This window comes from Sporosarcina sp. QA0331 (genome assembly GCF_055808055.1).
In genome coordinates, this window is the sequence record NZ_CM147850.1 from 3819150 (window position 1) to 3843078 (window position 23929).

General features: G+C 45.9%; 20 protein-coding genes and 1 other annotated feature. Of the genes, 2 read left to right on the plus strand and 18 right to left on the minus strand.

What is annotated here, in order from left to right; all coding sequences use genetic code 11:
• Nucleotides 1-61: 61 nt before the first annotated feature.
• From AC0L13_RS19480 to AC0L13_RS19560, 17 genes are all read right to left on the minus strand, one after another.
• Nucleotides 62-1729: a peptide ABC transporter substrate-binding protein gene (locus tag AC0L13_RS19480; RefSeq protein WP_473642388.1), complete on the minus strand. Its 1668-nt coding sequence runs from the start codon at nucleotides 1727-1729 to the stop codon at nucleotides 62-64.
• A 55-nt stretch (nucleotides 1730-1784) separates the two neighbouring features.
• Nucleotides 1785-2771 (minus strand): ABC transporter ATP-binding protein, encoded by a 987-nt coding sequence (locus AC0L13_RS19485; protein ID WP_473647151.1) that lies wholly within the window; start codon nucleotides 2769-2771, stop codon nucleotides 1785-1787.
• Nucleotides 2772-2881: 110 nt separating this feature from the next.
• Nucleotides 2882-3820: an ABC transporter permease gene (locus AC0L13_RS19490; protein WP_440499203.1), complete on the minus strand. Its 939-nt coding sequence runs from the start codon at nucleotides 3818-3820 to the stop codon at nucleotides 2882-2884.
• Nucleotides 3820-4755, minus strand: a complete 936-nt coding sequence (locus AC0L13_RS19495) for an ABC transporter permease (protein WP_473642389.1) — start codon at nucleotides 4753-4755, stop codon at nucleotides 3820-3822. Before AC0L13_RS19495 ends, AC0L13_RS19490 begins: the two co-directional genes overlap by 1 nt.
• Nucleotides 4756-4771: 16 nt before the next feature.
• Complete coding sequence (locus tag AC0L13_RS19500; RefSeq protein ID WP_473642390.1) at nucleotides 4772-5596, minus strand: M55 family metallopeptidase; 825 nt, start codon at nucleotides 5594-5596, stop codon at nucleotides 4772-4774.
• 226 nt (nucleotides 5597-5822) lie between these two features.
• Complete coding sequence (gene opp4A, locus AC0L13_RS19505) at nucleotides 5823-7658, minus strand: oligopeptide ABC transporter substrate-binding protein (RefSeq protein WP_473642391.1); 1836 nt, start codon at nucleotides 7656-7658, stop codon at nucleotides 5823-5825.
• Nucleotides 7659-7680: 22 nt separating this feature from the next.
• Nucleotides 7681-8592, minus strand: a complete 912-nt coding sequence (locus AC0L13_RS19510) for an ABC transporter permease (protein ID WP_473642392.1) — start codon at nucleotides 8590-8592, stop codon at nucleotides 7681-7683.
• Nucleotides 8593-8620: 28 nt separating this feature from the next.
• Nucleotides 8621-9589, minus strand: a complete 969-nt coding sequence (opp4B, locus tag AC0L13_RS19515; protein ID WP_473642393.1) for an oligopeptide ABC transporter permease — start codon at nucleotides 9587-9589, stop codon at nucleotides 8621-8623.
• A gap of 14 nt (nucleotides 9590-9603) precedes the next feature.
• Nucleotides 9604-10530, minus strand: coding sequence for an ABC transporter ATP-binding protein (locus tag AC0L13_RS19520; RefSeq protein ID WP_473642394.1), 927 nt, complete (start codon nucleotides 10528-10530; stop codon nucleotides 9604-9606).
• A complete protein-coding gene (locus tag AC0L13_RS19525; protein WP_473647153.1) occupies nucleotides 10511-11539 on the minus strand; it encodes an ABC transporter ATP-binding protein in 1029 nt (342 codons plus the stop codon). The genes AC0L13_RS19520 and AC0L13_RS19525 overlap by 20 nt, the downstream gene beginning before the upstream one ends.
• 326 nt (nucleotides 11540-11865) lie before the next feature.
• Entirely contained in the window at nucleotides 11866-12840 is a 975-nt protein-coding gene (locus AC0L13_RS19530; RefSeq protein WP_473642395.1) for a DUF4003 family protein, read from the minus strand.
• A gap of 48 nt (nucleotides 12841-12888) precedes the next feature.
• Complete coding sequence (gene trpA / locus AC0L13_RS19535) at nucleotides 12889-13683, minus strand: tryptophan synthase subunit alpha (RefSeq protein ID WP_473642396.1); 795 nt, start codon at nucleotides 13681-13683, stop codon at nucleotides 12889-12891.
• Nucleotides 13680-14873 carry a tryptophan synthase subunit beta gene (gene trpB / locus AC0L13_RS19540; RefSeq protein ID WP_473642397.1) on the minus strand — a complete coding sequence of 398 codons (1194 nt, stop codon included), beginning with the start codon at nucleotides 14871-14873 and terminating at the stop codon, nucleotides 13680-13682. The genes trpA and trpB overlap by 4 nt, the downstream gene beginning before the upstream one ends.
• 1 nt (nucleotide 14874) lies before the next feature.
• Nucleotides 14875-15486, minus strand: coding sequence for a phosphoribosylanthranilate isomerase (locus AC0L13_RS19545; protein ID WP_473642398.1), 612 nt, complete (start codon nucleotides 15484-15486; stop codon nucleotides 14875-14877).
• Nucleotides 15483-16274, minus strand: coding sequence for an indole-3-glycerol phosphate synthase TrpC (trpC, locus tag AC0L13_RS19550; protein ID WP_473642399.1), 792 nt, complete (start codon nucleotides 16272-16274; stop codon nucleotides 15483-15485). Before trpC ends, AC0L13_RS19545 begins: the two co-directional genes overlap by 4 nt.
• Nucleotides 16271-17302, minus strand: a complete 1032-nt coding sequence (gene trpD / locus AC0L13_RS19555) for an anthranilate phosphoribosyltransferase (protein ID WP_473642400.1) — start codon at nucleotides 17300-17302, stop codon at nucleotides 16271-16273. Before trpD ends, trpC begins: the two co-directional genes overlap by 4 nt.
• 30 nt (nucleotides 17303-17332) lie before the next feature.
• A complete protein-coding gene (locus AC0L13_RS19560) occupies nucleotides 17333-18691 on the minus strand; it encodes an anthranilate synthase component I family protein (RefSeq protein ID WP_473642401.1) in 1359 nt (452 codons plus the stop codon).
• Nucleotides 18692-19053: 362 nt separating this feature from the next.
• Nucleotides 19054-19280 (minus strand) — a binding site (T-box leader).
• 209 nt (nucleotides 19281-19489) lie between these two features.
• On the opposite strand from AC0L13_RS19560, the gene rluF reads away from it, so the two are divergent.
• Nucleotides 19490-20194: a 23S rRNA pseudouridine(2604) synthase RluF gene (rluF, locus tag AC0L13_RS19565; protein ID WP_473642402.1), complete on the plus strand. Its 705-nt coding sequence runs from the start codon at nucleotides 19490-19492 to the stop codon at nucleotides 20192-20194.
• Between the two features lie 217 nt (nucleotides 20195-20411).
• A complete protein-coding gene (locus AC0L13_RS19570) occupies nucleotides 20412-21176 on the plus strand; it encodes a SurA N-terminal domain-containing protein (RefSeq protein WP_473642403.1) in 765 nt (254 codons plus the stop codon).
• Nucleotides 21177-21370: 194 nt separating this feature from the next.
• On the opposite strand, the gene AC0L13_RS19575 is transcribed toward AC0L13_RS19570, so the two are convergent.
• The gene (locus AC0L13_RS19575) at nucleotides 21371-23929 is read right to left on the minus strand and encodes an ABC transporter permease subunit (protein ID WP_473642404.1); all 2559 of its coding nucleotides are present in this window, start codon (nucleotides 23927-23929) and stop codon (nucleotides 21371-21373) included.

Sequence of the window (23929 nt, forward strand, 5' to 3'; positions counted from 1 at the left end):
TTCGTTCGTTCACATTTAATTAGAAAATCGCGGCGCCATGACGGACACCGCGACTTGTGCATTAGTTCTTATCCGCGTATTTCAAATCGACATAGCCGACAGGGTGACGCAGGATACCGGATACGCCCGGTTTTTCAAGTGATGTCTGGTTGTAGAAATATAGTGGGAATACAGGCATTTCATCCATTAGAAGCGTGTCAGCCTGTTTCAGCAATTCCCAACGTTTGTTTTCGTCTGTTTCATTTTTGATGTCCGCGATGAGCTTGTCGTATTCCGCATTCGACCATGTTGTACGGTTCATCGAAGAGCCAGTAATGAAGCTTTCAAGCGCGTTCACAGGGTCAGCGTAGTCATGCAAGAATGAAGAACGGGACATTTGGTATTTGAACTCTTTTTGCTCTGAAAGGAATACTCCACTTTCTACGTTTTGAAGCTCTGCGTCAACACCGAGCACTTCCTTGAACTTGGATTGAAGAGCAATCGCGATGTTCTGGTGTGATTCGCTCGTAGAATAAGAGATTGTTACTTTCGGAAGCTCTGAATAACCTTCCTCTTTCATACCTTCTTCCAAAAGTTGTTTTGCTTTTTCCGGATCGAAGGAAACGAGGTCGCCTACGGAATCACGGAACTCTTGGCCATCCGGTCCGATGAAGCCATATGTGACGAAGCCATGTGCCGGCTTCTCGCCGTTTTTCGTTACAAAGTTGACGATTTCTTCTTGATCAACTGCATATGCGAATGCTTGGCGGATTTTTTTATTCGTGAATGGTTCCATTGAAGTGTTGAAGCGGTAGAAATACAAGCCCGCTTGGTCATCGATGCGAAGCTCTTCGCTATCCTTCAATTGATCAGCAATTTCAGATGGTACGCTTGTAATATCCAATTCGTTTGCTTGATACATTTGGTAAGCTGTCGTATCGTCGTTCACCATTGCCCAGTGGACTTTATCCAGTTTGACTGCGCCTGCATCCCAATAATGTTCGTTCTTTTCAAATTCAAAGCTGACATCGTGGTCCCATGCAGTCAATTTGAACGGCCCGTTCCCTACGAATGTTGCAGCTTCTGTATGCCAAGTCGGATCAGCAGACGCTACTTTTTCGTTGATTGGGAAAAAGCTCGGGTTTGTAATAATGTTCAAGAATGCTTCGTTTGGTGCAGTTAATTTGACGACGAACGTCTTTTCATCTTGAGCTTCGATAGCGATGTCATCAGCGGAGCCTTCTCCGTTATTGTATGCTTCTGCTCCTTCGATAAAGTAAGCTAGGAACGCAGCTGGAGACGCTGTTTCCGGATTCAACATATGCTTCCATGCAAATACGAAGTCACCTGCTACAACCGGATCGCCATTGGACCATTTCGCGCCATCGCGGATTGTGAATGTATACGTTAATCCATCTTCGGAAATGTCGATTTTTTCAGCTGTTGCCTCTACCGCTTTATGATCCTCATCAAGGCGTGTCAAACCTTCCATGATATTATTGAGAGCGCTCCAGGACACTGCGTTGAATCCGATGGACGGATCGAACGATGTCGGCTCTTCGCCGTTGTTCATTAAGAGGATCTTCTCCCCGGAAGTTGCCTCTTCTGTCTTGCCTTCTTCTTTCCCTTCATCCGTCGATGTAGTATCTGCCGGTTCTTCCGGTTCCTTGCCTGCGTCCTTGTTCGCGGTACACGCTGCAAGTACGAGTGCAAGCATTGCCACCATCAAGAATGTCAACCATTTCTTCATTTCAATAGCCCCCTTTGTTTATATATGACTTGCTAAGCACTTTCGTGCGGAAAACCTAGTTGAAAGCAAAAACCTTTTTCGCCCGTTCGTCCTGCAGCCAGCAGTCGACGGCATGTGTATCGGACAAGCCGGTTGTTGCAGGGTATACGCGGTCGCACACTTCCATAGCGAATGGGCATCTTGCCGTAAACGGACATCCGATCGGCGGAGCGAATAAATCTGGCGGCGTCCCTTCAATCGGTTGAAGCTCCTCTTCCTTCAAGTCGAGCCGCGGAACGGAAGCGAGCAACCCTTTCGTATAGGGGTGCTGCGGTGTGTAGAACACTTCACGCTTTGCCCCGATTTCAATGACCTTTCCTGCATACATGACCGCAATTCGATCCGCTATTTTCGCTACTACCCCTAAATCGTGTGTAATGAGAATGATTGAAACGCCTGTCCGTTCCTGTATTTCTTCGAACAGCTCCAGAATTTGTGCCTGGATTGTAACGTCCAGTGCGGTTGTCGGCTCGTCTGCGATGAGTAGTTCAGGCTCACAGATTAGAGCAATTGCAATGACGATCCGTTGTCGCATCCCTCCCGAAAATTGATGAGGATATTGCTTCATCCTCTCCTCTGGATTCGGGATACCGACCACTTCCAGGAGATCAATCGCTTTTTTCCGTGCCTCCGCTTTACTCACTTTTTGATGGGTGCGCAAGCCTTCCGTCAACTGCTCTCCGATTTTGAGAGTCGGATTCAAAGCGGTCATCGGATCTTGGAAGATCATCGAAATATCGACCCCTTGCACTTTCCTCATTTCGGATTTATCGAGCTTTGTTAAATCTTTTCCCTTGAATATGACACTTCCATTTTTAATGCGGCCCGCAGGCTTTGGGATCAGTCCCATGATCGTATTCGCGGTGACACTTTTACCACAGCCTGATTCTCCAACAATCGCAAGCGTCTCCCCTTTATAAAGATCGAACGAAACTCCTCGAAGCGCCTGTACTTCCCCTCCGAACGTCTTGAACGATACATGTAGATCACGGACGGAAAGCATGACTTCTGTAAATGTTTTATTGCGCTTACGTAATTTATTTGGCTCCTGCGCGACTGCAGTCCCGCCATGACTTTCATCCAGCGGTGCATATTTTCTATTTTCCAATCCATTCACCCCCTCAGTTTCGGATCAAGTGCATCTTGCATACCGTCTCCGAGGACGTTAAATGCAAACATTGTCATTGAAATGAAGAATGCAGGGAAGAATAACCTCCACCAATGGCCTGACAAGATAACCGGTAACGCATCATTCGCCATGACCCCCCAGCTCGCAACTGGTGCTTGGATTCCTAGCCCGATAAAGCTTAGGAAGGCTTCCGCAAAGATGGCGCTCGGCACAGTCAATGTCATTTGGACGATGATTGGGCCCATTGTATTCGGCAGCAAGTTTTTCCGTATGATCCTTGGTGTTTTTGCTCCGAATGATTTCGAGGCAGTTACAAATTCATAGTTTTTAATTTGAAGCACTTGTCCCCTGACAATACGGGCCATTCCTACCCACCCTGTAATGGTCAGTGCAACAATGATTGTCGTTAAGCTCGGTCCCATGATGACCATTAACAGAATGACGACGAGCAAGTGCGGAAGCCCGTACAGAATTTCAATGATACGCATCATGACTGTATCTGTCCTGCCACCTTTATAACCACTTATCCCCCCGTAGATAATTCCGATGAAAAAGTCGATCAATGCAGCAGCAACACCTACAAACAGCGAGACGCGTGCGCCGTGCCAAGTTCTCGTAAAGACATCCCATCCTTTGTCGTCCGTACCGAACCAATGTGTCGAGGAAGGCGGCAAGTTTTGGTTTGCATATTGCGTCGTTTCTATATTATGCGGTGATAGAATCGGAGCGAATATCGCGAAAAGCGTTAGGATAATTAAGAATACCAAGCCACCCATCGCCATTTTATTCTTCCGTAATCTGCGCCAGGCGTCTTTCCAATAGGAGAGCGACGGACGTACGACCGATTCTGCTTTTTCCGTGTCCTTTCCTTTCGGTTGGAACCATTCATCCTGGACTTCTACGTTTTGCTGATGACTCACCATCACGCCTCACCTTCCTTTCGGTGAAGTTTAATGCGCGGATCAAGGAATCCATAGACGATATCTACTAAAAACAACATGAATACGAGGAACGCACTATAGAATACAGTCGAACCCATAATGACCGGATAATCCCGGTTATTGATGCTCTCGACGAAATATTTCCCCATGCCCGGTATCGCAAAAATCTTTTCAATAACGAATGTCCCCGTCAAAATCCCCGCAAGCATCGTTCCCATAATTGTGACGACTGGCATGAGCGCATTGCGAAGTGCGTGCCGAAGCACTATGCGCATCGGTGATAATCCTTTCGCTCTCGCCATTTTCATATAATCTTGCGTCAGCACTTCGAGCATGCTCGACCGCGTCAGACGCGCAATGATAGCTGTCGGGCCTGTAGCAAGAGCCAATGTAGGCAAAACCATATGAAGCGGGCTGCTCCACGTTGCTGGCGGGAGGAGATTCCAATTGACCGCCAACTGCTGGATCAGCACTGTCGCCAACACGAAGTTCGGAACGGATATCCCGACAACCGCGAACGCCATCGCCGCATAATCGATAATGCCGTTATGTCGCAAGGCGGCAAATGTCCCTAATGTAATCCCAGATAGGACAGCAACAAGAATCGTTACCATTCCTAGCTCAAGTGATATCGGAAAGCCTCTAGCAAGTAATTTATTCACCGAGTCATTCGGCTTTTTAATGGAAGGTCCAAAGTCGAACGTCGCAATCGATTTCAAATAATATAAGTATTGCACATGTGTCGGCTGGTCCAACTTATAGAATTTCTCCAAATTCGCCTGGATAGTCGGGTTCGATGTCCGTTCTTCATCGAACGGCGAACCAGGTATTGAATGCATCAAAAAAAATGTCAGTGTCGCGATGATGAGGATTGTCGCAATCATCATGAAGAATCTTTTAACTATGTAAATTGCCATGCGCCACTCCCCCCTTTTAGCAGAACTTTGTTTGCATTGCCAATTCGACCATCACGAGCATTGCTCGATATGCTTCCAGAATGTCCTTCGCTTCAAATTTCACGATTGTCGTCCCCGGCTCAATTTCACATCCTGGCATGAGAGCAGCCCATTCGGCTTGACCGTAGTTTGTAAACTCAATACGCAACACAGGATTTGCTGGCGGCACAAGCGGTTTGATCGTTGAACGCTTGGCAATCGCTTCTGCCGTCTTCTCCTCGATCAATGCATGAGCTTTTGTCGGATGCAGCGTCTTAACCGCAGAACGGGAAATAGATTGCTTAACCGTTGCAGTCACAATTCCAGGAATCAAGTCTTCCGCTTCCTGACAAGCACGATCGTCCCCAGCGACCATAATAACAGGCACTCCATAATAACCGGCTACATATGCGTTTAAGCCAAGCTCACCAATTGTTACATCATTTATATGCATATTCCTCACGCCAAATGTCATTGAGTGGCTCATGACACCCGGCTGACCTGCTCTTGCGTGGTATCCAGCGAATATGGCACCATCAAATGATTTATCCAGCGCCTGTACCATAGAAAACGCTTTCAAATCACCCGTTATTAAATCTGCATCCGGATGTAGCTCCTCAACAAGCAAATTGTTCATTTTGGAATGGCTGTCGTTCACAAGGACTTGTTCAGCCCCTTGCCCAATCGCTGCGCGTATGATGGCATTTGCTTCCTCGGTCATGATGCGCCGGGCTCGTTCATAATTATGTCTGGACGAGTCGACAAACGTGTAATCAGGCAGCCCCGTAATCCCTTCCATATCAACGGATACATAGATCTTCATTTCTGCTTCCCCCATTCCTTCATCTCTCTAAATTGCTAGTATAATCTATTAATTGGTAAGTTCAATCCTATCAAATTTTTGAGAATATTACAATATGGTTTCAGAAAATAGATTCAAGCTATTGTTGATAGTAAGCAATAAAGAGCTCAGATTTCCATTAAAAAACCGCCATCCAGTTGCCCGGATGACGGTGTGCAGATTACTGAGGTTGCTCAATATTCAATGATTATTCACTTACGCCCCATTTCCAAACTCTAGCGTTCTCTGAGCCTGGCTCGATTGAGTAGTTAACGACACGCTTGTTAACACCATGTAGGAAGTAACGGTACACAGTTGGTGCAACTGGAACTTCTTCAGCCATTAATGCTTGCCATTGATTGTAAATATCTTTACGGTATTCAGTGTCGAATGCCTTTTCAGATGTACCCGCTGCAAGTAGCTCGTCGTTCTTTTCGCTCGTGTAACGAGTGTAGTTGAACGCAGCTGTTCTGCCATATAGGCCAGACGGATCTGGATCAGAACCAGTTCCCCAAGCTCCTTGGTAGATGTCGATTTTCGGATCATCAGCTTCTACCATATCGTAGAACGAGTTGAACTCGTGTAGACGTCCATCAAGAAGTTGTACTTTAATACCTACGTCAGCCCAGTTTTGAATGTAGAACTGTGCAATCGGCTCAGCAGTTTCTCCACCTGACATGGAAGCGAAGTTAAGTACGAACTCTTCACCTTTGTCGTTTTCACGGAAACCATCGCCATTTGTATCAACGTATCCTGCTTCATCGAGAAGTGCTTTTGCTTTTTCTGGATCATAAGATGGTGTTTCAAGACTTGCATCATGGAAGCCTGCAAACACTGGAATGATCAATGAAGTCGCAGGGAAACGAAGACCGTGGTAAAGTTCTTTACCGATTGTTTCGTTGTCCATTGCATACCACATAGCTTGTCGTACAAGTTTGTTAGCCATTTTAGCATTTGGATCTGTAACGTTCTCTTTCTTTTCTGCATCCCATTTACCAAGTTTGAAACCAATATAAGTGTAGGCAAGGTCGACATTTGCTAATAACTCAATATTATCGAGTTCTTTTGCATTTAAATATTGATCTGTTGGAACACTCGCAATATCCACTTCACCTTTTTTAAGAACTTCAAGAATAGAAGCGGAGCTTACTGTTTTCAAGACTAAAGATTTAAGAGCAGGCTTACCTCTCCAGTAGTCATCATTACGTTCGTATAGGACAGATTCACCCGGTACGATTTTCGCTACTTTGTAAGCACCGAACCCGATTGGATTCACACGGATCTTATCAGAAGCAACAAGCTCTTCCATAGTCACTTCGCCAGTCATGATATCACCGACATGGTGTCTAGGCGTTGCATAAGTCCAAATTCCGGACAATAGCGATGGAGTCGCTTCTGTGTACGTGATAGAGATTTTTTTATCATCATCAGAAATTTTGATACCAGAGATTTCTGTCGTTTCGCCGTTGTGGTATGCAGGCATACCTTCAACGTTGGAAATCATGAACGTGTAACGAGTTCCTGTGTAGTCAGGGTGACCAAGTAGTTGGTAAGAGTAAAGAAGGTCACTAGCTTTGACAGGCTCGCCATCATGCCATTTAACACCGTCTCTGATTGTAATATCGATTGTTTTGTTATCTTCGGAAACTTCGTAAGTTGCTGCACCGTCATTAGTGATCAAGTAGTCACCATCAGTAGATAATAGGCCTTCATCGAATTTCGAGATAACTTCAGCGTCAAATGTGCCTGAGTAGAACACACGGCTCAATGTACCTTCAAACGGAGTGTCTGTAACCATCGCGATTGTCATTTCTCCGTCTTCGATTGGCTCACCATTGTTCGAAACTGCCAACGGGAAATCAAGGCCTGCGTTTGGATCTTCAGTTGGTTCTTCCTCTGTTGTTTCCTCTGTGTTTTCTTTGCCTGTTTCTTTAGCCGGTTCTTTTTCACCAGACTCTTCTTTTTCCTTGCCTGTACATGCAGCTAAAAATACGCTGAGAACAAGCAACAGACTCGCAAGTAGCATAAATTGCTTCTTTGCCAATTGTATTACCTCCCCTTATTTTTTAGGCTAATCTTTGCCTTGCATCAGACGCACGTTTGACCGCTTGCCCGATGTAATTTATACACAGCATCATTACTAAAATCAGTAATGCTGCAGGTAACCATACCCACCACTTATTCTTGACGATATCCGGGTTCCTTGCGAACGATACCAACGTTCCTAGAGAAGGAGTTCCAGCAGGCAAACCGAATCCTAAGAAGGTCAGCCCTGTCTCCAACCCGATATTTCCCGCAAGCGTAAGTGTCATATTAACGATGACGAGGGAACTTAAGTTAGGGAACATTTCAAAAAACATGATCTTCCAACTGGGTGTTCCTAACGTCTTGGAAGCATTGATATAATCAAGCTCCCTTTCAGAAATCGCTCTAGATCGGATGAGCCTCGCCTTACCGAACCAGGCAAAAGTACTCATAATTAGAATGAATGTGAATACATTATAATTTGGTACGATTGTTACGAATACGATGATGAACATTAAGGACGGCAAGACCATGAGGAATTCAAGAATACGCATCATAATATTGTCAACAGCGCCACCGAAATAACCTGATATCAGCCCGTATGTCAAACCGAATAAACCAGCAAGAAGTGTAACTGTAATTCCGATAGTGAGAGAGTTCCGTGTTCCTATCATCAACTGACCAAACACATCCCGACCGCCATCATCCGTCCCAACCCAATTTTCCAAGGATGGCGGCTTCCAAACGTTAAAGAAGTTCACTCGCGTCAATGCTGTTTGGTCAATGAATAATGGCGAAATGTATGCAGATAAGACGATTATTGTAAACAAAATCAACGAACCTAATGCCATTTTATCGTTTCTGATTTCACGCCAAATTGTGCGCATCAGTGACGGATTATTTAATTTCTCTTGTGCGATAAGCTTTTTCTCATCTATAACTGGATTTTTCATTCATTTCCCCTCCTCTTCTCTCTTTTCATCATTCAAGTCGAATACGTGGATCTACAATGCTCAGAATAATATCTGAAAGCAATGTCCCGACGATGACGGCAGCACCGGTAATCATTACAAGTGCCGTAACGACGGTAAAATCACGTAAACTAATGGATTGAATGAAAAGGTATCCGAGGCCAGGATAACTATAGATCGTTTCTATGAAAACCGAACCGCTGATAAGTAAGGTGAGTTCGTATCCAAGGAAAGCTGCAATCGGCAATAGGGAGTTACGTAAAATATGACGAGTATATACTTTCCCTTCCGGTACACCTTTCGCACGTGCCGTTTTTACGTAGTCTTTGAGTTTTTGGTCGATAATATCGTTTCGCAAATATTGAATTGTACCGACTGTACCAATGAGAGCTCCCGACATAACAGGCAGGAATAGATGCTTCGCCTTGCTCACAAAATAGTCCCATGTCCCTGATTCGATTCGGATGTCTACACTATTACCAGTCGGGAACCAACCCAGTACAAAGGCGAAAACGAACAAAAGCAATAAGGCAATTACGAATGTCGGTGTTGCAAAAGCAAAATAGTTGTAAGTGACAATCAATTTGTCAGCCCATGTGTCCGTCCACCGTCCAGCGATAATGCCAAGCGGGATGGAGATCAAGTAAATGACGATCATCGTAAACAATCCTAAAAGTACTGTGTTTTCAACACGTCCTGCTAGTAAATTAGTCACTGGCTGCTGATGCATATAGGACATCCCAAAGTCGCCCTGCACTGCTTTTACAATCCAGCGTCCGTATTGCTCGTACCACGGGTCATTCAAACCGAATTTTTCCCGGATTTTCTCTATCTGTTCAGGTGTGGCGTCAGGATTTCCTTGGAACGCACCCGTCACCGCATCACCTGGCATCGCTTTTGCAAGCATGAAGATGATGAGGCTGAGGAGGATGAGTTGCGGAATCATGAGCAGTGACCTTCGTAAAATGAATTTCAACATTTACATCATCCCCCTTATTGCATAGCGACGGAATGCGTATCCGAAATCTTCTTCAAATCGAACATCCGTCCATCTTTATCAAAGTAGCTATTGTATTCAGTTTGATATTCCTGATTAATCGCTTGACGCAGATGCATTTTCTCAAAACGCTTTTCAGGATTCATTTCCGGAATTGCGGCAATCAACCGTTTCGTATAGACGTGTTGTGGATTGCCGTATATTTCGGATGCAGTCCCTTCTTCTACGAAACGTCCTCGGTACATGATGCCGATTCGGTCGCACATATGCTGGATAATGCCTAAGTCATGCGAGATAAATAGATATGTCAAGTTAAACTCTTCTTGGATCTCCTGCATGAAGTTCAATACTTGAGCTTGAACAGATACGTCCAACGCGGAAACCGGCTCATCTGCGATGATAAGTTTTGGTTTCAATGCGAGCGCGCGCGCAATTCCGATCCGCTGACGTTGCCCACCCGAGAATTGGTGAGGATATTTATAAATGGATTCGGGACTTAAGCCAACCCGTGCAACTAACTCTTGGACCTTAAGCAATTCTTCCTTTGGTGATAATCTTTCAAAGTTACGGAGAGGCTCAGCAATAATATTCAGGATGTTTTTCCTACCATTTAATGATGAATATGGATCCTGGAAAATCATCTGTATATCTTTCGTATATTTTCTTTTTTCGGACCTACTTAGCTTGGCAAGGTCTTTTCCTTCGAACAGCATTTCTCCGCTCGTCACCTTATTTAAGCCGATGAGCGCCCGACCGGAAGTTGTCTTGCCGCATCCCGACTCTCCAACTAATCCATAAGTCTCACCAGGCTCTAATTCAAAACTGATGCCATCGACTGCTCTGACGTGATCTACTACTCTACGGAAAAAACCACCCCTGATCGGGTAGTGAACTTTCAAATCATTAACTGTTAGTAGCGACATATTCTTTCTCTCCTACTCTGTCCTCCGGAAAGTAGAACGTTTTATAGCATGAGCATCGGACAAAATGGTTCGGTGTCGCTTCATGCATTTCCGGTATCTCCTCATGATCCTCTTCAGGAATCCATTCGATCCGCGGTGCGAAACGGCACCCTTTGCGGTCAAGGTTCTGAATGGATGGAACGATTCCATCAATGACATGCAATTTTTCTTTCGATTCCATATTGGAAGGGATTGAATTCAATAAAGATCGGGTATAGGGATGTAAAGGGTTTTCGAAAAGCTCTTTGACATCTGCTATTTCAACGACTTCACCTGCATACATGACGACGACGCGGTCTGCCATTTCAGCGACAACCCCAAGGTCATGTGTGATCAGGATGATGCCTGTTTTCATCTGGTTTTGCAGTTCTTTCATCAAATCCATGATTTGCGCTTGAATCGTAACGTCCAAAGCTGTCGTAGGCTCATCCGCGAGAAGTAGAACCGGGTCGCATGCAAGTGCGATTGCGATGACGACACGTTGTCTCATCCCACCCGATAATTCATGTGGATATTGCTCATAGACGCGTTGTTCGTTTTTAATACCTACTCGTCGAAGTAGTTCCAATGTTCGTTTTTTCTTTTCACTTGCGGACAGTTTCATATGATAATCCATCGGCTCTTCGATTTGCCGTCCGATTGTTGCGAGCGGATTCAAAGCGGTCATCGGATCTTGGAAAATCATTCCTATGTCTTTCCCTCTTACTTTGTCCAATCGCGAACGTGATAGCGTCAGCAAATTTTGCCCATCAAAATTTACTTGGCCTTCTAGCTTCGTGTTTTTCAGGTTATGCAAGCCCATTATAGATAGGGCTAATGCACTTTTACCGCAACCCGATTCACCGACAATTGCAACGACTTCATTTTCGTGGACTGTAATGGAAACTCCATCTACCGCAGCATAATAGTCGCCTTTAATACTGAATGACGTACGAAGATCTTTTATTTCCAAGACCGGGTTTTTCAACAGAATTTCCTCCTTACTAACTACTGACTGACACTTTCTCAAATAACTAATTTTCAGATTTCGTTTAAAGTTATTGAACTCAATATACTACACAACATTAGTCCTGACAATACTGTTTTTTTAGAATATCAAAATCTTATATTATTTCTAATATGACAAACATGTTACAATCATTGCTATGTAAGCGTTTTCTCGTAATAGTTCAGCGTAAACTTTTTTTCGTTCTTCTATTCTCGCCCATAAAAAAACAGGTGAAAAAAGCCGTTGCTGTTCTACAACGGCTTTTTTCACCTGTCTATTTTGCTATTCAATTTCAATCATCCAGTTTGTCATCCATCTGATGAACTTGCTGCAGAAGACGCGGCAACTGCAGCGACTGTAGCGGCCATCACCGCCTGTTGCGCTTGCAGAATCATCTCAACGGATGCGGCAAGACTGACATTTACCTGCTCAGCATTTTCCGTCAAGTGATGCATCACATGGCCGATGGCGATCGAAAGTGCCATTTCCTTGTTCCATCTGAACAACTTCGATTGCCCCAATAGTTCTGCCAGCTGGATGATTTCCCTAATCTTTTCATCTCCAACTTCGAACACAGTCAGGAATCCGACCATCGGATAATGGACAGGCTTCGCTTTTGTGTCGTCCCGAAGCATACCGAAAATTTCCCATGCCCTTTTGACAAGCTGTGGTTGGAATGCGATATCCATGTACGTCATAACTTGCGAAAGCCACTGAAGTTCATTGCCCGTTCGAAACCCCTCTCCCCGTAATGCATCGTAGTAAGTACGCATCGACTTGGCGTGCTCCTCCGGGTCCTCCCCTTTTTTACCGAGCAGCATGGCGTATGCGTAATCATCATCCGATGTAAGGAAATAATGCTGTTTTTTCATCGCGTCATATAGCTTTTTCGCACGGTCCGCCTCTTCTTGGAATCGATTGGCATCATCGTCCATGAGCAGCGCGGCGAGATAAGAATGGATTGTATTCCGAAAACCAGTCTGCTTCAATGCCCGTTGCTTATCAATGAGCCGATCCGCACCTTTATCAACTGAGTCTTCAGACTGTGTAAGAAATGCTGCCATCATCGGCAACAGATTTCCGCGTAATGGCGAAAACCAGCCTGCCCGCTCTTTCAATGCGGCCATGGCACGGCTGAAGTCAACAGCATTGAATTCTTTCGCTGCCGTCACGTAATACGAAGTGATCGTCAACACAACGTTTTTGTCGACACTCCAGCCCGCCAATGATTTCACTTTGTCATATGTCATTTCTACTTCTTGCCTGATCATATCCAAATGCATCCCGTACAACTCCTTTGCTATATGTACGTTATGACCGCATGAAAAGTTTCAATGTTGATCGACAATTTCAAATTTCTTTACACCAGACTGCACTAAATCACGGATACTTTCCAGCTCATCCCGATGAAAGGCTTCTACAATCGCACTTCCGACAATGACTCCGTCCGTGTAATTGCCCATCTCTTTCACTTGTGTTCTCGTTGAAATGCCAAACCCCGCCAATACCGGTACGGGACTGAACCGCTTAACACGTTCTAGGTGGGAATAAATATCCGTTCCGAAATCATTCCTTTTTCCGGTGATCCCATTGACGGTTACCGCATATAAGAAACCTTCAGCGCTCTCCGCTATCTTTGCAATCCGTTCATCCGGGCTCGTCAACGACACGAGAGGGATCCATGCAATATCGGTCCCTTTCAACATTTCACGAAGCGGTCCACTTTCCTCAAGCGGCAAATCCGGGATGATTAATCCACTGATCTCCGCCTGTCCGCATGCCTTGACAAATTGCGGCATACCGATTGCCAAAATTGGATTCAAATATGTCATGATCACCAAAGGAACCGCCAATTCCCTATTACATTTCTCAAGCTCCTCCAAAACATTCCGAAGTGTCACGCCTTCCGAAAGCGCTCTTGCTCCTGCTTGTTGGATCGCTTCTCCATCCGCCACAGGGTCCGAAAAAGGAATGCCGACTTCGATCGCCGTCACGCCGGCTTTCTGCAAAAAGAGCAGCTTCTCTTTCAGCGTCTCTAAACCTCCGTCGCCCGCCATGATATACGGCACGAACGCCTTTCCACCTTCCTCGATACACGTACGTATTCTTTTCTCTAATGTCTTCATTCCGCCCCACCTCCAAGCACATCACGAACTGTCTGCATATCTTTATCACCGCGGCCGGATAAACAGATGACGACAATTTGATCCTTCTCCATGCTTTTTGCCAGCTCTGTCGCAAACTGAATCGCATGCGCACTTTCTAACGCCGGGATGATGCCTTCCGTTCTCGATAGAAGCCGAAGTCCTTCCAATGCCCCCGCATCCGTGACCGCCGTATACTTCACTCTGCCAATGTCATGCAGATAGCAATGCTCCGGTCCGACAGCCGGGTAATCAAGACCTGCAGAAATCGAGTGTGCCTCCTGAATAAAACCATTCTCGTCCTGGAGAACATACATATACGCCCCATGCAGGACACCTTCCTTCCCATCCGCAATTGCTGCCGCATGAAGTCCTGTCGCAACTCCGCTACCTGCCGCTTCAACACCGTACAATGCAACTTCCTCATCTTCGACGAACGGATGGAACATACCAATCGCATTGCTGCCGCCCCCGATACACGCAATGACCGCATCAGGCAAACGACTTTCCTTCTCGATAATCTGCCTCCTCGTCTCTACACCGATCACCCGCTGAAAATCACGCACGATTTCCGGGAATGGATGCGGACCGAGCGCTGAACCTAAAATATAATGCGTATCTTCGACATTCGCGACCCAATAACGAAGCGCTTCATTGACGGCATCCTTCAACGTGCCAGATCCTTTATCGACCGAAACGACCTTCGCGCCAAGAAGCTCCATCCGGAACACATTCAGCTCCTGTCGGCGGATATCCTCCTTGCCCATGAAAACTATGCACTCCAAGCCGAACAATGCGCAAGCCGTAGCAGTCGCCACGCCATGTTGGCCAGCCCCTGTTTCCGCCACAATTTTCCGTTTGCCCATCCTCATCGCAAGCAACGCCTGCCCGAGCGAATTATTGATCTTATGGGCACCAGTATGGTTCAAATCCTCACGCTTCAAGAAAATTTTTGCGCCACCGACCTTTTCCGTCAAACGCTCCGCAAAATATAACGGATTTTCCCTGCCGACGAAATCACGCAAATAATAATCCAACTCCTCCGCAAACGTCGGATCGGCCTTTGCCTCTTCATACGCATTCTCCAATTCGATCAGCGCAGACATCAACGTTTCCGGCACATATTGCCCACCAAACTTTCCGTACCTTCCTTTTCTCATCTCTACTGCCATCTCAGCTCTCCTCCTCTTTCACTGCTCGAACAAACTCGCGGATCAACGCCACGTCTTTCCTACGGTCAATCTCCACTCCACTTGACACATCCACCATATACGGACGAACTTGCCGGATCGCCTCTTTGACATTTTGCGCATTCAGCCCACCAGCCAAAATAAGGCGATCTCTCGGCACATCCTTCTCCACCAAGCTCCAGTCAAACACCTTCCCGCTTCCGCCGCTGAATTCAACACCGGGCGTATCGAACAAGACATACTCCGTATCATAGCCATGCGCCTTTTTCACATCTTCACTGCCATGCACTGATAACACTTTAATAGAAGGAAGTCCGACTTTTTCGATAAATCCTATCGACTCCCCGCCATGATACTGAATGAAATCGAGCGGCACCTCCCGAAATGCTCGTTCCAGTTCCTCTTGCTCCGCATTGACGAATACACCAATTTTTATAACATGATCCGGAACGAGTCGTGCCAGTTCCTTCGCTTGCGCAACCGCGACACGGCGTCTGCTCGGTGCAAACACGAATCCGACCGCATCCGCCCCCGCTTCCACCGCAGCTTTTACATGCTCAGGCTCCATCAACCCACAAATCTTCACTTTCGTCATAGCGGAACACCTGCCTTCGGAACTTGCAGCGAACGAAGTGAATCTTCAACGGAAGCACTCCGCATAAGTGACTCACCAACGAGAACAGCGCTTGCCCCAGCCGCAGCCGCCTGTTTTGCATCCTCCGCGTCCATAATTCCGCTTTCGCTAATGAATACGTGGTTTTCATTGAACGGAAAATGCTTTGCAACTTCTTCCGTCCTTGCGAGATCAACATCGAACGTTTTCAAATCCCTGTTGTTGATGCCAATCAGTTTTGCATTTATTGCCAATGCACGATCCAATTCCTTTGCATCATGCACTTCTACAAGCACTTCGAACCCAAGGTCAGACGCATAGCGATGAAGCCTTTGCAAAGTTGCATCATCAAGTGCAGCGACAATGAGCAAGACAACAGATGCTCCCGCTTGTTTCGCCCGGTCGATCTGCACTTCATGGATGATGAAATCCTTGCAGAGCAGCGGGATTTTGACAGCTTCAGCTACCGCCGCCAAATCGTCAAAGGAGCCTTTGAAAAAATTTGAATCCGTCAATACCGAAATGCATGCCGCTCCGGCTTGCTCATACGCCTTTGCTTGCACGACAGGGTCTGTATTACCGGCTATCATCCCCTTTGAGGGCGAAGCTCGTTTCATCTCCGAAATGACTTCCAAGCGATCTGATTCTCTTAAAGTTTCAAAAAGTGAAGAACGTTTCGGCATTGTTTCACATGAAACGACAACTTCCTCCATTAGCAGCTGCTTCACTTCAAGCCGTTTCGTCTGCAAAATCTTTTCTAGTATCGTCATTTCACCATCGCCTCCTGCCCGATCTGTTCACTGAATGCCAAGACTGCCTCCAATTTCCGAAGTGCATTACCCGACAGAATACTGTCTGTCGCCAGTTCAATCCCTTCCTGTATCGAATCCGCCATGCCGTTCGTGAACAATCCTAAACCAGCATTAAATACGACCGTATCAAAACGCGGACCCCTTTCGCCTTGTAACACGGAGCGAATCATCGCAGCATTTTCCTCCGGTGAACCACCTCGAATCGCAGATAGAGGAGCATAGGATAGCCCAACATCTTCGGCGGTCAATGAAAACGGGATCAAGTCGCCCTTATCCATAAGGACAAACGAGTTCTGTCCGGCAAGTGACGCCTCATCCAGTCCTCCCACCCCAGATACGACAAGTGCCCTTTCCCTTCCAATCATTCGCATAACGGACGCGTATTCCATAATAAAATCGGGACGGTTGATGCCCGTGAATTGGGTTTCGAGCGGAACAGGATTCGTCAGTGGTCCGACGAGGTTGAAGATCGTCGGCTTTCTGATCATTGACCGCACTTCGCCAATCCGCTTCATTTTCGGATGGACGATTGGTGCGAATATAAATGCAATTCCTTTCTCCTGAAGCATCCTTCCCATATCGTCAGGTGTAAACCGTGAATGAATGCCGAGCGCATCGAGCACATCTTGGCTGCCCGCTGCACTTGTGACCTTCCTATTTCCATGCTTCGCCACATTCACACCAGCACCTGCTAAAACAAAAGCCGACGTCGTGCTAATATTGAACGAGTTCGAACCATCCCCACCTGTTCCGCAATTGTCCAAATAACGGGCAGCCGGGACGTCCATCTCTATTGCATGTGACGTCATGACCGAGGCTAATGCCGCCACTTCAGTCGCTGTTTCTCCTTTCTTGGATAACGCGACAAGAAACGCCGCCATTTCTTCTATCTCTGCATCTTCCGAAAACATCCGATTTGCTGCATCCTCCATCTCTTCATACCGTAGGTTCCGGCCTTCCTCTACTATTCTCGTATAATTTTTCACTGCTCATCTCTCCTCTTCTTTTCTCTTCTATCATTTCAAAGCCTCTAGTAGAGAGCGGGCTTTATTCACTGTCTCCTTATATTCCAACGCTGGCACTGAATCCTTTACTATCCCAGCGCCCGCTTGCACGGTCGCTATCCCGTCCTGCACCGTCATCGTCCGGATCGTCAATGCAAAATCGATATTGCCATTTAGGCCGATATAGCCGATTGCCCCTCCATACAACCCGCGGGGTCCATCTTCCAGCTGCGTAATGATATCCATCGCAACCTTTTTCGGCGAACCGGAAACCGTCCCCGCCGGCAAAGTCGCTTTTAATGCATCGAGCGCATGCATACCCGCTGCAATTGTCCCTTCCACTTCCGAAACGAGGTGCATGACATGCTCATATCTCACGGTTTCCATATACGTAGAAACACGGACAGACGATGGTTCACAGACGTTTTCCATCTCCTTCTTGCTCACTTCGACTAACATGTCATGCTCCGAAAGCTCTTTCGGATCACTTCGCAGCTCTTCTTCCAATGCTCGATCTTCTTCGTCGGTGCGCCCCCGTCTCCGCGTCCCTGCAATCGGATTCGTTATGACCGTTCCGTCCGTCGCCTTGACGAGACTTTCGGGAGAAGCGCCGATGACGGTATGATCTCCGAACTCCATATAGTACATATAAGGCGAAGGATTCTTTTTACGCAGTCTTCGATACAATGCGAACGGGTCCCCATCGATTTCCGCTTCAAGCTTCCGAGAGAGGACAACCTGCTCAACCTCGCCTTTTTCAATGAATTGCTGCGCCTGCCGGACACGGTCTTCAAACTCTTGTTGCGAGATTGCACATCGATAATCAGAAACGGATACACCCTTCTCTTCTTCTGTTGGACCTGACGTAATCGTCTCCGCCAAAGCATTTAAGTCAGGCTTCGCGTATTCCGGATGAATTTCCGTATGCAGCAACGTCACTTCATTCAGAAGGTGATCGAAGATGATAACCGTATCGTAAATATTGAAGTACACATAAGGCTTTTCATTGGAATGAACTGCTTTGTCCTCCGCCGCCCCATAGCCGACATATCCGACAGCGCCACCCATGAATGGATATTTACCATGCTCTGAAATCCGCGGCATCAATCTTTTCAGAAGTGTATATAAATCCCCTTCATGCACGTATGTCTTCTCCGTCGCATACACGAATTCTTCCAACCGGCCATTCCCTCCGCGGTATGCCTTCACCGGATCTACCCCGATGAACGAATACCGCCCCGACCGGTCATGCTGCGACGAGCTTTCCAATAAAAACCGATGGTGCCCTTGCAACCGCCTGAAAATAAGGATTGGCGTCAGTGAATCTCCTTCTATTTTCTTCTCTGTAATGCGCAAACTCGTCTTTTCCATCTCAGCTCTCCTCTTCTAATTGTTCTTGTGTAGATATCGATCATTTCCCAGAAGTTATTGTCATTTCATGACCTTTTACCTAGACCCCCTTCGAATAAAACCTTTTATTTGTCAAAAGCATTTGGCGCGACGAAGCGCCACTGATCCAAACTGCTTCCCGCGGACTGATATTCACGCATAAATCCATTAAATCGCGCATAACTTCAATAACTCACGCATAATGCGAGACATCCACGCATAAGCTGCAAAACTTACGCATAACGCATGACAGTCACGCATAAATCGCAAAATCCGCTCATAAATCCATGAAATCACGCATAAAAACAAAAAAGCCCTCTGCAAAAGGACAGAAAAGTCCAGTTGCAGAGGACGGATTACCCGCGTTGCCACCTCTATTTGAAGCCATCTTAAAACAGCTTCCACTCGGCGTGCCAAAAAGGCACTTCCCGTAACGTGGGAAAGACGTCCGCCCGGAAAACTCCAGACAGCTCTCATAAGTCCATTCACATCGGCCGCGAATCAGTTTCCACCACCCACTGACTCTCTACATCGCGATTTCGACGCTACTCCTCTTATTCAACAATTTCTCAGCTATGCTCTTCTCAACTCGACTCATCTGTTCTTGGGCGGCGCCGCTCCCGGCCCCTCTACCCTCTCCGAACAAAAAAGTTGTACTAACCTTACTATTCATTCAATCAATTGTCAACCTTTCGATAATATATGTAGTCCCCCGACTTTGTATAACTATTGTCCAAGCTGTACAATAGTGGGAAAGAAACTCGAAAAAAGGTGAACCCAATGAGAATTAATAAATATTTAAGCGAAGCTGGCATCGTCTCCCGACGCGGCGCAGATAAATGGATCGAAGACGGACGCGTCACAATCAACGGCCAACCCGCCGAACTCGGAAGCAAAGTCGAACAAGGAGATGAAGTCCGTGTCGACGGTAAACCAGTGAAAACCGAAGAGCAGCTCGTCTATCTTGTTCTCAATAAACCCGTCGGCATTACGAGCACGACCGAACGCCACATCGAGGGGAATGTCGTCGATTTCGTCAATCACCCGCTCCGCATCTTCCATATCGGACGGCTCGACAAAGACTCCGACGGCTTGCTGCTTCTTACGAATGACGGCGACATCGTCAATGAAATCCTGCGCGAAGAACACGGCCACGAAAAAGAATATATCGTCACCGTTGATCGTCCCATTACAAAAGAATTCATTCACAAAATGGAATCCGGCGTCGAAATCCTCGACACTATAACGAAACCATGCAAAGTGAAACAACTTGGCCCGCGCAAATTCAACATCACATTGACACAAGGCCTGAATCGCCAAATCCGCCGCATGTGCTCGGCACTAGGTTACAACGTCAGACGCCTCCAGCGCACACGGATCATGAACATCCATCTCGGCAATTTGCCAATCGGACAATGGCGGGATTTGACGGAAAAGGAATTAAAAGAAATGTTTCAAATGCTTGATTATGAGCCGAAACGCTGAAGACTCCCCCTTGCAATAAAGGGCGATACCTATTGTGCATATACAATAGGTATCGCCTTTTCACATGCATCCATATGCCATTATAAAATGTTTCAATCCTGTGATAAATATTAAGAAAGAGCGCATGCTGTTTCTTTTTGACAAGATTAACTTTATAATGCCCACTAGATGATTTTTTAATAAAAGTCATACTTCTAGCTAAGGGAGGAGATCGATTATGAAAAAAATGATGTTTACATTAGTAACCGGTCTAATGGCCGTTGTTTTAGTGGCATGCGGAGGAAATGATGAAAGTGAATCGAAAAATGACGATAAAGCACAAACAGCGAAAACCGATCAGCAGAAGGAACAGCAAGAACAAATGGACGAATTGCAAAAGAAATTAGAAGAACAGCAAGTTGATGATAATAAGACTGTTGCCAAAGTGAATGATAAAGAAATTTTAGGAAGCGACTATAATATCGCTTTAGCGTCTATACAAGGACAAATGCAGCTAATGGGACAAGATCCGACTTCCAAAGAAGCTGCAGAACAAGCGAAAAACCAAACAATTGACAGCTTAGTCGGGCAAACTCTTCTTCTTCAAGAGGCAGATAAAAAAAGCTATAAAGTTTCAGAGGCAGATATTAATAAGCAGATGGACGAAATAAAGAAACAGTTTAAGACAGAAAAAGAATTGGAAGCTGCTCTTAAACAATCCGGCATTGATCTCAAAACACTTAAAACTCAAATAGCCGACCATATTAAACTTAAACAGTACGTTGAGGAAGAAGTGCCTGTCGGCAAAATAACCGATGAAGAAATCCAACAAATGTATGATCAATATGCGGAACAAGGAAAGAGTACCGGACAAGAAGTTCCAAAGCTTGAAGATATAAAACCACAAATTGAACAATCTCTTCATCAGCAAAAACAGCAGGAAAATCTCGCTCAGCAGGTTGAAAAGTTAAAGAAAAACGCGACGATTGACATTAAGATTTAAGCTGTATACACAAAAATGAACAACTCAAGGGGCTGTTGACATACGCCCCTTCAAACGAAATAGAAGATGAATCTCTACAAATGTAGCGTTCATCTTCTTTTTTATTCACTATATTATAGATAAGGCTCTTTAGATCGATTAACGCCCCCGATACCGAAACGAGCGCTGAACTCAATGGTGGGTAATTTCTTATTTTATTCTCCCACAACCAACCGACCCGCAGAAACCTCCTTTAGCTTCACCCGTGACCGTAAATGCAACACCCCATATCCAACACCAACCAATAAAACCGATACGCCCACAAGCACTAAACACCCATTCAACACCGTCACACCTGGATTATTCAAAACCGTCGCCACTTCCCCATTGATGATCCGGCCGATGTCTAAATACGTAAAGGGCGAATACTGTGCAAAATCACCCAACTTGCCATTCACGAAATACCCTACCCCACCTATCAACAACAGGCTGCTATAGACGACGAATGCGCGTGGAATGAATAGCCCCAACACATGTATCATTGCAAGTAAAAACAAGAAAATGCAAACAGATAGCGCTACCCCGCTAAGCACATATTCACCTATCGGCATAAAATCAAATCCGCCCTCAAGCGCCCTCATCCCTGTATATCCGTCAGCCTCGACTACCTTTTTGCTGTTGTAATGAAAGATCGGATAATACCAGTCTCCGAAGCGATTGAACAATGTGCTGACCAATAGAACAATCGCAAAGATGCCCACTAATCCGGAAATCCCCACAATGATTGCCGTAGTCACTTTTCCGAGGAAAATCGATCTCATTGCAACCGGCTGTATCTGCAGCGTTTGGATCGTAGGCCGTTTCCCTTTCTCGCCCGTGAATCCTGCCCCAAACACAAATAGCAAGAGCAGCATTGGAATGAAATAGACATAGTTGTCAAAATAGAGATAAAGGGAAAACAAACCGCTATTATCGACCTTTCGATTACGCTCCACATGCCTTTTCTTCGATTCCTTGTCGCTCCAACTCTCATAAATGGTTGGGATTTCATCACCTGAGATGATCGGTTGTACATTATGCTTTAGTAGCCACTCCTTCTCCGCTTTGCCCGCTTCCAGTGTGACATAGCTAAGCGGTCCGATCTCCCAATGATAATATTCATTAGTAAATTCTCCGCTGCTATGCCTGTTATTGTATAGTTGATATTGATAAAAAGATTCCCAGTCTTTTTGTTCGTACGCTATTTTGCCAAGCTCATAATTCGCTAGAATTTCTTGAAATAAAGCCAACATCGTTTCTCTTTGATGCTGCGCAACTTCATTATAATACCTAATCCATCCCTCGTCTCCGGACTCTTCAGCTGCTTTTCTATCTTCATCCAGTGAAGCAAGCTCTTCTTCAGAATGCTGTACGATATTGCGATACATCGCTATACTTTCATCCATCCCCTTAACATACTCCGCCTCTTTCTTCTGCGAAACCTGCCCAAGCAAAAAGTATCCGATCACAGCAAAAAGCCCAAGCACAATAATGGACTGTCTCAACAATCCTTGCCGCTTCAACTTTCTCCATTCAAACAGAGCACTGTTCCAAATCCCCCGGACATGCCGTGTTTCCCCATTGTCAAAGGGCTTCTTCATATCTGTCGCCCCAAATAAGCCCCTTTCTCCTTCAGGCATTACGATTGCCACCATCAGCAACAGCAAACTCCAACAGACCACAGCTATCGGGTATAACCAAAAAGAGCCATCCACCGTTTCAGAGACAATCGTTGTCATACTCAATAAATGAAACGGATTCCAAAACGTCTGCAATCCTTCATTCAGCAACGTCGCCGAATAACCAACTGAACCGACAAACCCCGTTAATACCAAAACGGAGAACGAACTTCTGAATTGCGTACTCAGCAGCAAGATGAAGCTGAAAACCAATGCACCTGTGCAGAAAAACAGCAAAAAGAGCCGAGCCAAATACACTGTTGTTGAAATGAATGTGAATGACTCCCCCGATTGGATGAGCTGTGGATAGGAGAAATTCCATGCTTGCTCACCGAATACATAAGGGAACAGCAGTCCAACACATAAAATTATCAAGAGAAATCCAAAAAGTACGATGAGTAACCCCGTATACTTCGTCACAATGCGCTTCCACTTGGCAATTGGCTGAGTTTTTAGCGTCAACCAAGTCTTCTGCTCTTTTTCAGACGTCACGACATTTCCGAAGAAGAGCACGAGAAACAAAATTCCACCTACACTTAACAGAAGGTTGGAGCTCTGCTTCAACACAAGTGCGGGCGAAAGGGGAAATTCTTTGTCTACATAAGGGAGCTCATGCTTGAGAAGCCAAGCATTTTTCTGAATTACCTTCTCCCGTTCTAACCCATATAGCGAACCGAAACCACCTTCCGCCTCTTCAAACAAAGCCACACTTTTCAAAAAGTCATTTTCAATGGTGGGTATTTCACTCCATCCCTCATTATGGATGGCCCCTTTCCAACGAAAAAAGACGGTCCCCAGTTCAACGATATGCTCCTGTTGTTGCCGCATCGCTTCATCCAACTCATCTTTATATTCGCGTTCCTTATAAAAATGATACCGGGCGTCAACTTCTTCCGAGTACGGCCGAATGCTCTCCAAAGCCCTTTCCTTCATAGCCTCCCGTTCGGAAAAATGCTGATAAAAGACGCCCGCGACACCTAACAGCACAACTACTAGCAGCCATACAAGCTTCTTCTGACGCAAAATCTTCTTCAGCTCAAACTTCAATAAACCCAT

What these genes read in the sequence shown, in the direction of transcription:
- AC0L13_RS19480 (WP_473642388.1), bottom strand. Translation starts at nt 1,729, where the DNA reads ATGAAGAAATGGTTGACATTCTTGATGGTGGCAATGCTTGCACTCGTA.
- AC0L13_RS19485 (WP_473647151.1), bottom strand. Translation starts at nt 2,771, where the DNA reads ATGCTTTCCGTCCGTGATCTACATGTATCGTTCAAGACGTTCGGAGGG.
- AC0L13_RS19490 (WP_440499203.1), bottom strand. Translation starts at nt 3,820, where the DNA reads ATGGTGAGTCATCAGCAAAACGTAGAAGTCCAGGATGAATGGTTCCAA.
- AC0L13_RS19495 (WP_473642389.1), bottom strand. Translation starts at nt 4,755, where the DNA reads ATGGCAATTTACATAGTTAAAAGATTCTTCATGATGATTGCGACAATC.
- AC0L13_RS19500 (WP_473642390.1), bottom strand. Translation starts at nt 5,596, where the DNA reads ATGAAGATCTATGTATCCGTTGATATGGAAGGGATTACGGGGCTGCCT.
- AC0L13_RS19510 (WP_473642392.1), bottom strand. Translation starts at nt 8,592, where the DNA reads ATGAAAAATCCAGTTATAGATGAGAAAAAGCTTATCGCACAAGAGAAA.
- opp4B (WP_473642393.1), bottom strand. Translation starts at nt 9,589, where the DNA reads ATGTTGAAATTCATTTTACGAAGGTCACTGCTCATGATTCCGCAACTC.
- AC0L13_RS19520 (WP_473642394.1), bottom strand. Translation starts at nt 10,530, where the DNA reads ATGTCGCTACTAACAGTTAATGATTTGAAAGTTCACTACCCGATCAGG.
- AC0L13_RS19530 (WP_473642395.1), bottom strand. Translation starts at nt 12,840, where the DNA reads ATGCATTTGGATATGATCAGGCAAGAAGTAGAAATGACATATGACAAA.
- trpA (WP_473642396.1), bottom strand. Translation starts at nt 13,683, where the DNA reads ATGAAGACATTAGAGAAAAGAATACGTACGTGTATCGAGGAAGGTGGA.
- trpB (WP_473642397.1), bottom strand. Translation starts at nt 14,873, where the DNA reads ATGGCAGTAGAGATGAGAAAAGGAAGGTACGGAAAGTTTGGTGGGCAA.
- AC0L13_RS19545 (WP_473642398.1), bottom strand. Translation starts at nt 15,486, where the DNA reads ATGACGAAAGTGAAGATTTGTGGGTTGATGGAGCCTGAGCATGTAAAA.
- trpC (WP_473642399.1), bottom strand. Translation starts at nt 16,274, where the DNA reads ATGACGATACTAGAAAAGATTTTGCAGACGAAACGGCTTGAAGTGAAG.
- AC0L13_RS19560 (WP_473642401.1), bottom strand. Translation starts at nt 18,691, where the DNA reads ATGGAAAAGACGAGTTTGCGCATTACAGAGAAGAAAATAGAAGGAGAT.
- rluF (WP_473642402.1), top strand. Translation starts at nt 19,490, where the DNA reads ATGAGAATTAATAAATATTTAAGCGAAGCTGGCATCGTCTCCCGACGC.
- AC0L13_RS19570 (WP_473642403.1), top strand. Translation starts at nt 20,412, where the DNA reads ATGAAAAAAATGATGTTTACATTAGTAACCGGTCTAATGGCCGTTGTT.
- AC0L13_RS19575 (WP_473642404.1), bottom strand. Translation starts at nt 23,929, where the DNA reads ATGGGTTTATTGAAGTTTGAGCTGAAGAAGATTTTGCGTCAGAAGAAG.